This is a genomic window from Rhizobium sp. SL42 (assembly GCF_021729845.1).
Taxonomy (GTDB): Bacteria; Pseudomonadota; Alphaproteobacteria; order Rhizobiales; family Rhizobiaceae; genus Allorhizobium.
Genome location: NZ_CP063398.1, coordinates 658,031 through 670,508, shown reverse-complemented (window position 1 = coordinate 670,508; position 12,478 = coordinate 658,031). Strand labels below are relative to the sequence as shown.

The window sequence follows — 12,478 nt, the reverse complement described above, 5'->3', positions numbered from 1 at the left end:
ACTCTTGCCGCTTCAGGGGCGGGGACACCAATTCAAAGCCGAGGGAGCGCTATAAGGTTTGGCTATGCTGCGTGGTCTGAGCAGACACTTCTGACAGCAGGTCCAACATCAGCTTCTGTGGTTTGGTCGGCGACCATGTCTGCCGGGTGGTGATCCCGATCGGCCGGACGAGATGTTCAGTCGGAAACCGCAGCGGGACCAGCAAGCCATGTTCGGCTTCGCGTTCAGACTGGTGGCGGGAAATGCAGCCCAGATGCTGGCGGTCGGCGAGGAGCTCGCGCATCAGGAGCAGGGAGCCCGACTCGATAATTCGCTCCGGCGGATCTCGACCATTCTCCGTGAAGAGGGATCGGAACTGCTCCCTGGCCGGCGTGCCGCTGCGCGGCACCACCCATGGAAAACTCAAGAGATCATCGAAGCTCGGTGTCTCCATTCCGACCAGCGGATGTCCCGGGCCTGCGATCAGGGCGAGTCGATCGTGAAACAGGGTTTGCTGGACGACGTCGCCGATCGGCAGGGGCTCGCGCAATGCGCCGATCAGAAAATCGATCGCACCCCGGCGAAGGCCACCCAGCAACTCGTCATAAGGACCGTCAAGGATGGAAACCGGATAGGTGGGGCGCGCCTGGCGGAAGCGGCTCAAGGCACGTGGCAGGAGCGTCGAGCGGGCAAGCGGCATGGCGCCGATCACGATCCTGCCGGCCTCTCCCCCATCAAATTCGGCCAGCTCGACATCGGCCTGATCGAGCTCGTACATTGACAGACGGGCGGCCTGAATGGCTGCCTGGCATGCGCGTGAGGGAATGATGCCGAATGACGTGCGCTCGAACAGGCGTCGCCCGGCTTCCAGCTCGACTTGTGTTACCGCACGATGGACGGTCGGTTGCGCCAGTCCGAGCTTGTTGGCGGCCAGCGTGAAGTTTTCACACTCCCCGACCGCAATGAGGGAGAGTAGCTGGGCATAGCTCAGCGTCACTTTCAGTCGAGGAGAGATATCGGCAAGGACTGGGTCGAGAAGCGCGAAGGCCGCTTCGACCCGATGGTGCACGAGAGTACCTCTGTCGGTGAGGAAGAAGCCGTGTGGTGTGCGGGTAAACAGCGGACCGCCAGTCTCACGTTCCAGTTTTCCGATCGCCTGGGTGACCGCCGGCTGGGAGATGTTGAGAGCAAGCGACGTGGCTGTGAGAGACTTCAGATCCGCGACGGCCGCAAACAGCCGCAAGTGTCGGAGATTGCGCGAGATCAGAGGCATTCGAGGATCCTGTCCGCCCGGACCGTCAAGCTGTTCACTCCGGCCTCGAGTTCGAGATCCGCGAGTTTACGCTGCCATTCGATGGTGCTCCGGCTCATCCAGTCGGGAAGCCCCAGGCTAGTCAGCGTCTTGCAGACCTCTTCCATCTCGGCTGCGCGACGTTCGCCGTGTACCAGCATCCGCTCCAGATTGTAGGAGGCCCTGGCCGACCAGTCGATCCCGGGGTCGGATGCCTTCAGGGAGGCCAGCACTGCGTCTTCCACACCAGCGCGGCGCGCGGCGAGGAGGCATTCGCCTGTCAGGGCTTCCAGCCCCTTGATCATCACGGAACGCAGCATCTTGATGGTGGATGCATCGCCGACGCGCGTGCCTACAATCTCGGGCCGCATGCCCAGTTCCAGAAGTAGATTTCGGGCAGGTTCAGCCATCTTGCCGGCGAGCAGGAGCGGTACCTCATGCCGCCGGGGATAGACCGGCGCCATGACCGCCATATCGACATAATACGCTCCCGCCGCCTCTATCAATGATGCTGCCTTGACCTTCGTTTCAGGCGCGCAGGAGTTTCCGTCCAGCCACAGGCTGCCGGGTCCGAGATGGGGTGCGCATGCGATTGCTGCTGCAAGCGCTTCGTCCGCCGTCACCAGCGAAATCACGAGGCCTGCACCCGCGAGAGCCGATTTGGGGTGATCGTTTGGCTCGACCCCGGCTTCTTCGCACCGAACGTGGATGAGGTGACGAGTCTCGGGGTTTTCCAGTCCGCGATCATAGGTGCGCAGGGCGGACCAACCCCTGTGGTGCCAGCTCCCCGCAATGGCATGCGCGGCCTCGCCAAATCCAATCATGGCGATGTCTGGAAATGCCGTCGAGTGCTCCGTCATTTTATCCTCCTGGCTGGCAGTGCAACTTCGCAAATCCCGCGGCCGAATTCCATCCGTTATAGCCCTAGCTTATGGATTGGTGCTGCCTTTCGATTTGATCTCGACGGGCCTGAGCGCGCATCCCTGTGACCGGGAAAAATCTGGAGTCTGCAACATGTCCAAGGAGAGTAACGTGGCCAAGACTGCACTGGTGATCAGCGCGCATGCGGCGGATTTCGTGTGGCGATGCGGCGGTGCGATCGCGCTCCATGCGGCCATGGGTTACCAGGTGACGGTCGTTTGCCTGTCGTTCGGCGAGAGGGGCGAGTCGGCGAAGCTGTGGAAGCAACCGGGCATGACACTCGACAAGGTCAAGGCGACGCGCCGGGCAGAGTCCGAAAAGGCGGCCAAAGCGCTTGGTGTTCATGATCTCATCAGCTTCGACCTCGGAGATTATCCGCTCAGGTTGACCGACGAAGACAAGTATCGTCTGGTCGACGTCATTCGTGACGTTCAGCCGTCCTTCATGCTCAGCCACTCGCAGTATGACCCCTACAACACTGACCATATGTATGCGACGCAGGTTGCGCTGGAGACGCGGATGATCGCCCAGGCCTGGGGTCACAACCCCGGCCAGAAGGTTCTCGGGGCGCCACAGCTCTACCTCTTCGAACCGCATCAGACCGAGCAGATGGGCTGGAAGCCCGATGTCTTCCTCGACATCACCTCGGTCTGGGACAAGAAGCGTGCCGCCATCGAGTGCATGGAGGGGCAGGAGCATCTCTGGGAATTCTACACCCGCGTGGCCGAAAACAGGGCCAACCACTTCATGCGCAATTCTGGCGGACAGTCCGGTGGACGGGCGGCAAAATACGCGGAAGGCTTCCAGTCGGTATTCCCGCGGACCGTCGACGAACTCTAGGATGCCGAGGGGCGGTTCCTGAATATCCTAGGGAGGAGATGATCCATGACCATGCCGACAAACCCATCCTTCGACATTGCGCACCTGGCGCATGTCGAAATGTATACCGACAAGTTCGAGGAGAGCCTCGATTTCTTCACGCGTGTCTATGGCCTGAAATTGTCTGGGACGGACGAGACCTCTGCCTATCTGCGGGCCTGGGACGATTACGAACACTGCTCGCTAAAACTCACCCGTTCCGATCGGACGGGGCTTGGTCACGTTGCCTATCGGACCTCCAGCCCGGAAGCGCTCGAACGGCGCGTTAAGATCATCGAAGCATCGGGTTTCAAGGTCATCGGCTGGGTCGAGGGTGACCAGAGCCACGGCCGGGCCTTCCGCTTCGAGGATCCATTCGGTCATGTCTTCGAGATCTATTGGGAAACGAGGTGGTACGAAGCTCAGGATGCCGCCGAAAAGGCGGCATTGAAGAACACGGCTTCGTCCTTCACCGGTGCGGCTCCCCGCAGGCTCGATCACCTCAACCTGCTGAGTTCGGATGTCAGGGAGTTTCGCCGGTTCATGGAAACGTGCCTTGGTGCGCGCGTCACCGAAATCATCCAGCTCGACAACGGGCGGCTCGGTGGATGTTGGTTCACGATCAACAACAAGACCTATGACCTGGCCTGCACCGAGGAACATGGCGGCGGCGTCGGCCGCCTGCACCATGTGACCTATGCGACCGATCAGCGTGAGGACATTCTCCGGGCGGCGGACATTTTCCTGCAGAACGGCGTGCACATCGAGACCGGACCCCACAAGCACGCGGTTCAGGGCACCTTCTTTCTCTATGTCTGGGAGCCGGCAGGCAATCGCGTCGAGCTCGCCAATGCCGGAGCGCGCCTGATCCTCGCGCCCGATTGGCAGCCCATCGTCTGGACCGAGACGGATCGCAAGAAGGGCCAAGCCTGGGGGCTCAAGACGATCGAGACATTTCATACCCACGGCACACCGCCGGTGAAGAAGGAGCATTGAACATGGCTGTCGTCGTCCAGAACATCGAGCGTGTTTCGCAAGAGGTCATCGACAGGCTCGCTGGCGCCGGCGTTGCGACCGTGCACGAGGCGCAAGGGCGCAAGGGGATGCTGGCGAGCTACATGCGGCCCATTTATCCGGGTGCGCAAATTGCCGGTTCCGCCGTCACCATTTCCTCCCCTCCTGGCGACAACTGGATGCTTCACGTGGCGATCGAACAGCTGAAGGATGGCGATATCCTGGTGCTCGCACCGACCAGCCCCTGCGACAACGGCTACTTCGGTGATCTCCTGGCGACCTCGGCCAAGGCGCGCGGATGCCGGGGACTGGTGATCGATGCCGGCGTGCGCGACATCCGCGATCTCACCGCCATGGGGTTTCCGGTTTGGTCCAAGGCCGTCTCGGCCCAGGGGACAGTGAAGGAAACGCTGGGCTCGGTGAACGTGCCCATTGTCTGTGCCGGATGCCATATCGAGGCTGGCGACGTGATCGTCGCGGATGATGACGGCGTTTGCGTGGTCAAGCGGGCGGAAGCGGAGACCGTTCTAGCCGCTGCCGAAAAGCGGCTTGCCAACGAGGAGGCCAAGCGGCAGCGTCTGGCTGCGGGAGAACTCGGCCTCGATATTTACGACATGCGCGGAACCTTGGCTGCCAAGGGGCTGAAATATGTCTGACGGGCAGGGCATCCCCTGTCTCTGGATGCGCGGCGGCACATCCAAGGGGGCCTATTTTCTGGGCCAAGACCTGCCTGCCGATCCCGCGGAGCGCAATGATCTCCTGCTGCGCATCATGGGATCACCCGACCCCCGGCAGATCGACGGTATCGGCGGCGGCGATCCGCTGACATCGAAGGTCGCCATTCTCTCGGTCTCGACCAGGGACGATGCCGATGTCGACTATCTGTTCCTCCAGGTCTTCGTCGATCAGGCTCTCGTCAGCGATGCGCAGGGATGCGGCAACATTCTCGCCGGCGTCGGTCCGGCGGCCATCGAGCGCGGCCTCGTTTCCGCCACTTCCGAGGAGACGGAGGTGCGCATTCACATGGTGAATACCGGCGAGATCGCGCTTGCACGGGTCCAAACCCCGAACGGTCGCGTATCCTATGACGGAATGACCGAGATTGCCGGCGTGCCAGGGCGCCACGCGGCGATCCCGCTGCTGTTCCAGAACACGGCCGGCTCCATGTGCGGCAGCCTGCTGCCGACGGGGCAGGAGGTCGATGTCATCGAGGGCGTCGAAGTGACCCTCATCGATAATGGAATGCCGTGTGTGATCATGCGCGCTTCGGACTTTAATCTGTCGGGGGCGGAGGCTCCGGAGGAACTGGAGAAAAACCATCGGCTGAAGGAGCGCGTCGAGGCCATTCGGCTGCAGGCTGGCCCAATGATGAACCTTCGCGATGTCAAGGCTGCCTCCGTTCCCAAGATGGTCTTCGTCTCGGCGCCGACGAGCGGTGGGGTGATCTCGACCAGAAGCTTCATTCCCCATCGGGTTCACACGAGCATTGGCGTTTTTGCGGCCATTTCCGTGGCGACAGCCACGCGTCTCCCGGGAAGTCCGGCCTATTCGCCTGCGCTGCAGCCGTCCGATGGTCGCTATCAGATCGAGCATCCGACGGGCTCCATGGAGGTGTTTCTGGATATCGACGCCGCTGGCACGCAGCAGGCCGCCGGTTCTGTGCGGACGGCACGCAAGCTGCTGGACGGACTGGTGTTTGCCAGATCGGCCGTGTGACTTGGTCGTATCGGCGTTGGTGCGTGGATCGTTAGTGGCGGGGTCGTAGATGTCGGGCCAACCCGATACTTGCCTCCACCGCGATACCCTTCAAGCACAATGCCTCCCGCCGCCATCGTATCCGCAAGATGAGGTTCGATGTGACGAATTTACCGAAATGCGAGGTAGGCCTTCGTGGGCGCGGAAGTCTGACCCTTTGGATGACACCAGAGGCGCTATCGCCCAGGCAGGCACAGAAGCGGACGACGCGCGGTGGCCATCTGCCGAAGACTGCCTGGGTTACGTTCGACCTTGCAGTGCGGCCGTTCTGGTGACCTACAGGAAGCAGATAAGCGAAAAGCTGGAGCCGCCCCAAAGCTAAGACGGCAGATCATTGGCACTGCAGGGTATTCGATTATGGATTGCCAATCCGGATTACCACATCACCTTCAAGGTGGGAGCCGCATCAATCGCCGATATGGTGCTCCAGCCCTTGAAACATGCCAGCGTTTCAACGATAGGATTTTCAATCACATAGCTATATGAAGCATGGGTTGATGGTTCGTTTCCGTTCAAGACCATAGTGCCCCCGCTATCACTTACTGGATTTTTTTCAATCCGACTTGTTCAGTTCTAAGGCGAAGACTTTGGCGAATATTTCGCCGCAGTCTCCGCCGTGAATGCCGTCGGTCTACATCAGCGTCCCTCGTCCATCTCGGCAAGCTTGCGGACACGTCGGCGGAAATCCTCATCGGTGGAGAATTCGGCCTTGAGATAGGCGTCGACGAGGTCGGTGGCGAGCCAGGCACCGACGATCTGGGCGCCGATACACATGACGTTGACGTCGTCGTGTTCCACCGACTGGTGCGCTGAGTGCACGTCATGGCATACCGCCGCCCGGATGCCCTTCACCTTGTTGGCTGCAATCGAGGCTCCGACGCCAGTGCCGCAGACGAGCAGGCCGCGTTCCGCTTTGCCGGTGATGATCGAAGCGGTCACGCTCTTCGCGATATCGGGAAAATCGACGGGATTTGGATCGTAGGAACCGACATCTGTGACCTCATGACCCAGCGATTTGATGTACTCGACAATGGTGGACTTGAGTGGGAATCCGGCGTGATCGGAACCGATGACGATGCGCATATGGGAGTTCTCCAGGTTATTGGGCAATCATGCGAGGCAGCCACAGCGTGAAATCCTTCGCAAATGTCAGAATTACAAGCGTGGAAAGCAGCGGGACGTAAAATGGCAGAAGCGCTTTCAGCAACTGTCGGACAGACACTTTCGCAATGTCGGAAACGAGAAACAGCGACAGCCCCATGGGCGGTGTCAGAAGACCCAGCATCAGGTTGAAGATCGTGACGATGCCGAGTTGGACGGGATCTACACCCGCCAGGACAAGCGGCGGAGCGATGATGGGCACGAGAAGCAGCGTCGCGGTGGTGGAATCCAGGAACATGCCGGCGACGAAGAAGATCAGATTGGCGATGACCAGCAACATCAGCGGGTCCTTCGACAGCCCGAGCAGGGCGGCGGCAAAGGTCTGCGGCACCTGTTCGACGGCAAGGATCCAGCCGAACAGCGCGGCCGAGGCGACGATGATAAGGATGGCGCTGGAACTACGCGCCGTCAGCACGGCCGAGTGCCAGAGATGCGCGAATGTCAGTTCGCGATAGAAGACGGCGCTGATGAAGATGACATAGACGGCGGTCATGGCGGCCGCCTCGGTCGGCGTGAAGGCGCCGGCCGTCATGCCGCCGACCATCAGCAGCGGTGCGACGATGGCGGGCATGGCAGGCAGCAGCGTGCGGATGATTTCACCTCCCGTTGGCCAGCGCTCCGCCCGGGGATGGTTGTGCCTGATGGCAACGATCAGGACCGTCAGCATCAGCAGCACCGTGCAGACGATGGCGGGCATGATGCCGGCGATCAGCAACTGGACGATGGAGACGCTGGTGACCGAGCCGTAGACGATGAGCGGGATCGAGGGCGGAAAGATCGGTCCGAGTGTGGCGGATGCCGCGGTGACGGCGCCGGCAAAGGCCGGATTGAAGCCCCGCTTCTTCATGGCGTCGATCTCGATGCGTCCGAGACCGCCGATATCGGCGAGCGCGGCACCCGACATGCCGGAAAACACAAGGCTGCCGAAGACATTCACCTGTGCCAGGCCGCCGGGAATGCGACCGACCAGCGTATAGGCGAACAGGAAGATGCGGTCGGTGATGCCCGACAGGTTCATGAGGTTGCCGACGAAGATGAAGAGAGGGACGGCGACGAGCGGAAACGAATCCAGCGCGTAGGTAATGCGCTGCGCCAAGAGGCCCAGAGGCAGGCCTTCGATCAGCACATAGGCGATCGACGGCAGAAGGATGGCGTAGACGACAGGAAAACCGAGAATGAACAGGCCGAGAAAGGCGACGACGACCAGAAAGCCCATGGGACGCTCCTCAGACCGCGACGTTCTTGTCAGCCTGCGGCGGCTTGCGCAGATGGATCAGATGAACCAGTACGGCGCCGGCGAAACCGAAGAGGGTGGCCCCAAGGAAGATCCAGAACGGGATGCCGAGGGTCGGCGTCGCATTCGAGAGGTTCTTCGATATGTTCGTGGCGGTCACCCAGGCCAGAAATCCTGTGATCGCGATGGCACTCACGGAAATGCTGACATTGACCACCGCGCGCAGGCGGGCGGGCAGGGCGGCCTTGATCTCCCCCATCACGATATTCTCGCCATTCTGCACGACCAGCGGATAGGCGCAGAAAACCAGGCAGATCAGAAGAAACCGCGTCAGCTCTTCCGCGCCGATAAAGGGCAGGGTGAAGGCGTTGCGCATGACGACCTGGGCCGTTGGCACCAGCACAAGTCCTGCAACCAGTACGGCAACGACCGCGGTCAGGACGCGTTCGGGCAGACGCATCTTGCAAACTCCATTTGATGTTCGGATTGGGTGCGGGGGCGACCTGTGGTTCGCCCCCGCCGGCACCTTGATTATTTGACGGCGTCGATCTGTGCCATCAACGGCTCGAAATTCGGGAAGTCCTGCTTGATCTGGGCGCTCACCTTCTCGCGGAAAGCTGCAACGTCAAGTCCGTCGGCTTCCGTGATGACGGTCATACCCCGGCCCTTGAGGTCGCCCACCAGCCTGGCCTCGGATTCGCTCGCCATCTTCAGGGACTTGTCGGCCTCTTCGTCCAGTACCTTGGTGATCGCCGCCCGCTGCTCTTCGGTGAGCCGCTGCCAGACCTCCTCGTTGACGAAGACGGCGAGCACGGCGCGCATATGGCCGGTCATGGACAGATGCGTCTGCACCTCGTTGAGGTTGTTGGACGCGATCATCGTCAGCGGATTTTCCTGTCCGACCACCACGCCGGTCATCAGCGCGGTCGGAAGCTCTGCCACTTCGACCGGCGTCGGGATGGCGCCGAAGCCCTTGACCATGGAGACCCAGAGTTCAAGCGGCACGGCGCGGAACGGCTTGCCCGAGAGATCGGCCGGCGTCTTGACCGGGAAGTTCGACGATATGTGCCGGTCGCCGCGATAGATGCGGCCGATGATGCGCACGCCCTGGGCGATCAGCTTCTCGTTGACGGCCTTGAGGGCGGGCGAGCTGTCCGGATCGGTGGCGGCCAGCGCATGGGCACCGTCACGGTAGATGAAAGGGGCGTTGAACACGGCCACTTCCGGAACGAGGCGGGCAAGGGACGCGAAGTCGTGGTGACCCATCGAGATCGAGCCCATGCGCACGCCGTCGACCATTTCGGCGACGCCGCCGAGCTGGCTGGCGGGATAGACCGTGACGGTCACCTCGCCATTGGTCGCGGCCTTGATGCCATCTGCGGCCTGGGCCGCGTAGATGGTCTGGATGTCTCCTTCGGCGCCGACATGCGCGTAGCGCAATTCCGCTGAGATCGCCGTGTTGGCGCAAAATGATATCGTTAGGGCAACCGCTGCGGCGGTGCCCAGTTTCATAATGTTCAGCATTTCATTCTCCTCCCTGAATTAAAGACGGGCCTGCGTCACTCCTCTTTCGGCAGGTCCTTCTTCGTGAACGCGGCGATGTAGCTCTTGCGTCGAAGCTCGTCGCCGATGGCAAAATGTTGTCTGAGCTTGTTCTCGGCATCGTCCGGATTGCGCGAAAGAAGGCAGAGATAGATCTCGCGATGGGCCTCCAGGAGATAGTCGCGGATGCCGCCGGTATCACGCGTTTCCACGCGCCGCTTGACGTGGCTACGTTTCAAAAGGGTCGCGATGGATTGATAGATGGTGATCAGCGCCGGGCTGCGGCTCGCTTCGACCAGCGCCAGGTGGAAGGCGAAATCGGCCGCGCCGCCATCCTCGGCGCTGTCTATTGTCTCCATCAATTGCGCGAGCAGTCCGCCGATGCGGGAAAGGTCGCCATCTGTAGCGCGGCTGCAGGCCAGCCGGATTGCCTGGCATTCGATGGCGATACGGGCCTGCATGATGTCGTCCATCATGTCAGGCTGCTGGGCCAGGCAAAAGGTCAAGAAATCGCCAAGCACGGCCATGTCGGCCCTGCGCACGAAGGCGCCCTTGCCGTGGCGGATGTCTAGGAAGCCGAGATTGGCAAGCGACCTCAGAGCCTCCCTCAGAACGGGGCGGGAAACGCCGAGCGCTAAGGACAACTCCCGCTCGCCCAGAAGACGATCCCCCTCCTTCAGCGTGCCGGACAGAAGCTGCTCACGGAAAAAGGTCAGTACTTTTTCCGTCCCTGTGACATCCGACGATTCTTGCGCGACGACTGTGTTCACAGCTGGGCTCCACTGGTATGACCAGTTAATCACCACTTTGTAGTGGTGTCAACTCCGGCGTGGGTGAAGTTAGGTTAATTTGGGCAAGTACATTTCCGCACCATGGTTGGCTGATACCGCAGCCCCGGTGACCGCCGTCCAATGTGCCATCGCTCAAAGTCGATAGAGACGCACGGCGACGGCTGAGTTTTTGGAGCGAGGGGGACGAAGAGATTTCGCAGGAATACAATGACGCTTGTGCATGATGGAGCTCTTGTTCATCACGGCGAAGTAGCCGCAAATCTTCAGCACAAGTGAACCTGACATCCTGCTCGCAATGCGGCGCTCGGTTCAACACCGGCGATACCTACGATGTCCAGCCCAGAGGCCGCCCGCAAAGAATTTAATGTCCGCATTCCATGCCGCTCGCCTTAAATGCATACGGTCGGCCGTCGGTGCACTTCTCGACATTCCAAATGCATGAAATCCTTGATTTGGCGCGTTTAGCTGCCAGATGTCATGGTGGATTGACGGTTCGAACCCCTCCGAGAGCTTAGCGACGGACACCATTGCCGAAGTCTGAAACAGTCATCAGCGCCCCACCGATGAAGTAGGGCGCCAAAAGATCAAGAATTGAGCAGGTCGTTCATGCTATGGCCTTTTCCTTGCTTAGAAGGGTGAGGCCGAAGATCACGAGGCCGATCAAGGTCAGCGCAAAACCGGCCCAGACAGCGGAGAGCAGACCGTAGCCTGCGGCGATGGTGGCACCACCGGCTGCGGCGCCGATGGCATTGGCGACATTGAGTGAGGCGAGGTTCATTGCGCCCATCAGGCTTGGGGCTTCGGGGGCAAAGTTTGTGAGGCGAACCTGGATGGTCGGGATTGCAGCCATCATCGCGGCGCCGACACCGAACATGGCGGAGAAGAAGACGATCGGATTGGAGCCGCCGACGGCGAGGGTGGCCATGATAACCAGGGCGCTGCCGAAGCCGATGACGATGCCGCGAGCCGGATAGCGGTCAGCGAGCTTGCCACCATAGATATTGCCTGCTGTCATGCCGATACCAAACAGGGTGAGTGCAACCGGGGTCATTTCCGGAGCGAGGCGGACAGTGTCGGCGACCATGGGGCCGATGAAGGTGTAGACGGCAAAGATGCTGGCGACACCGAGGGCGGCAACGAGCATCACACCCCAGACAGAAGTCTTGCGCAGCGACGAGAGTTCCTGGATGACCGGGGTGCCGTCAAGCGCTCTGGTGCGCGGAACCCACTGCCAGATCGCACCGAAGGACAGCAGCGAAAAGGCGGCGACCGCGAGATAGGTTTCGCGCCAGCCGACGGTCTGGCCAAGGAAAGTGGCAAGCGGCGAGCCGATGATGGTGGCGACCGTCAGTCCGGTCATGACGATAGCGAAGGCCTTGCCCGCCTGACCGGGACCGACGATGTAGGAGGCGACCACGGCGCCGGCGCCGAAATAGGCGCCTTGCGGCAGGCCGCTGATGAAGCGGGCGAGCATCAGGAGTCCGAGATTGGACGCAAGCGCCGACAGCACGTTGCCGGCGACGAAGAGAGCCATGAGACCGAGAAGAAGCGTACGGCGGTTGAGTCGGGCGGCAGCCAGCGTCACCAGGGGTGCGCCGAGGACGACGCCGAGAGCATAAGCCTCGATGGCATGGGTGGCGTCGGGGACGCTGATGCCGAGGCTATCGGAGAAGAGCTGGATGATGCCCATGCTGGCAAATTCGGACGTGCCGATCGCAAAGCTGCCAAGCGCCAGCGCCAGCAGCGTCAGTTTCCGGGAGTGGGCGGCAGTATCGGCGGGAGCCGATACGAAGGGTTGGGTTTCAGAGGCGATGGACATGGGAGCGATCCTTTCGAGAACGGAGTAGATTTCGCCGTTTGGCGAAGCCCAAAATCAGCGTGTTGCTTGAAGACATAGATCTCACGGACGAGCCGGCGGCAGTAGCCGGGCCG

At 61.1% G+C, this 12,478-nt stretch carries 12 protein-coding genes and 1 pseudogene; 5 read left to right on the top strand and 8 right to left on the bottom strand.

What is annotated here, in order from left to right; all coding sequences use genetic code 11:
- Positions 1–49: 49 nt before the first annotated feature.
- Positions 50–1,252: a LysR family transcriptional regulator gene (locus IM739_RS22005; RefSeq protein ID WP_237371361.1), complete on the bottom strand. Its 1,203-nt coding sequence runs from the start codon at positions 1,250–1,252 to the stop codon at positions 50–52.
- Positions 1,243–2,130, bottom strand: a complete 888-nt coding sequence (locus IM739_RS22000; protein WP_237371360.1) for a DUF1932 domain-containing protein — start codon at positions 2,128–2,130, stop codon at positions 1,243–1,245. Before IM739_RS22000 ends, IM739_RS22005 begins: the two co-directional genes overlap by 10 nt.
- A 154-nt stretch (positions 2,131–2,284) precedes the next feature.
- Here IM739_RS22000 and IM739_RS21995 point away from each other — a divergent pair, with 154 nt between their 5' ends.
- From IM739_RS21995 to IM739_RS21975, 5 genes and pseudogenes are all read left to right on the top strand, one after another.
- A complete protein-coding gene (locus IM739_RS21995) occupies positions 2,285–3,031 on the top strand; it encodes a PIG-L deacetylase family protein (RefSeq protein WP_237371359.1) in 747 nt (248 codons plus the stop codon).
- 45 nt (positions 3,032–3,076) lie between these two features.
- A complete protein-coding gene (locus IM739_RS21990) occupies positions 3,077–4,045 on the top strand; it encodes a VOC family protein (RefSeq protein WP_237371358.1) in 969 nt (322 codons plus the stop codon).
- A gap of 2 nt (positions 4,046–4,047) precedes the next feature.
- The gene (locus IM739_RS21985; RefSeq protein ID WP_237371357.1) at positions 4,048–4,719 is read left to right on the top strand and encodes a 4-carboxy-4-hydroxy-2-oxoadipate aldolase/oxaloacetate decarboxylase; all 672 of its coding nucleotides are present in this window, start codon (positions 4,048–4,050) and stop codon (positions 4,717–4,719) included.
- A complete protein-coding gene (locus IM739_RS21980) occupies positions 4,712–5,779 on the top strand; it encodes a 4-oxalomesaconate tautomerase (protein ID WP_237371356.1) in 1,068 nt (355 codons plus the stop codon). Before IM739_RS21985 ends, IM739_RS21980 begins: the two co-directional genes overlap by 8 nt.
- Before the next feature lie 83 nt (positions 5,780–5,862).
- Positions 5,863–6,036, top strand: a pseudogene (locus IM739_RS21975) (IS5/IS1182 family transposase); the annotation flags it as partial.
- A 418-nt stretch (positions 6,037–6,454) separates the two neighbouring features.
- On the opposite strand, the gene rpiB reads toward IM739_RS21975, so the two are convergent.
- The 6 genes from rpiB to IM739_RS21945 form a co-directional block, all read right to left on the bottom strand.
- Positions 6,455–6,901 carry a ribose 5-phosphate isomerase B gene (gene rpiB / locus IM739_RS21970; RefSeq protein ID WP_237371355.1) on the bottom strand — a complete coding sequence of 149 codons (447 nt, stop codon included), beginning with the start codon at positions 6,899–6,901 and terminating at the stop codon, positions 6,455–6,457.
- A 16-nt stretch (positions 6,902–6,917) separates the two neighbouring features.
- Positions 6,918–8,195, bottom strand: coding sequence for a TRAP transporter large permease (locus IM739_RS21965; RefSeq protein WP_237371354.1), 1,278 nt, complete (start codon positions 8,193–8,195; stop codon positions 6,918–6,920).
- Positions 8,196–8,205: 10 nt separating this feature from the next.
- A complete protein-coding gene (locus IM739_RS21960) occupies positions 8,206–8,673 on the bottom strand; it encodes a TRAP transporter small permease (protein WP_237371353.1) in 468 nt (155 codons plus the stop codon).
- 71 nt (positions 8,674–8,744) lie between these two features.
- The gene (locus IM739_RS21955) at positions 8,745–9,737 is read right to left on the bottom strand and encodes a TRAP transporter substrate-binding protein (protein WP_237371352.1); all 993 of its coding nucleotides are present in this window, start codon (positions 9,735–9,737) and stop codon (positions 8,745–8,747) included.
- Between the two features lie 35 nt (positions 9,738–9,772).
- Positions 9,773–10,525 carry a FadR/GntR family transcriptional regulator gene (locus IM739_RS21950; protein ID WP_237371351.1) on the bottom strand — a complete coding sequence of 251 codons (753 nt, stop codon included), beginning with the start codon at positions 10,523–10,525 and terminating at the stop codon, positions 9,773–9,775.
- A gap of 625 nt (positions 10,526–11,150) precedes the next feature.
- A complete protein-coding gene (locus IM739_RS21945) occupies positions 11,151–12,365 on the bottom strand; it encodes an MFS transporter (protein WP_237371350.1) in 1,215 nt (404 codons plus the stop codon).
- Positions 12,366–12,478: the final 113 nt, after the last annotated feature.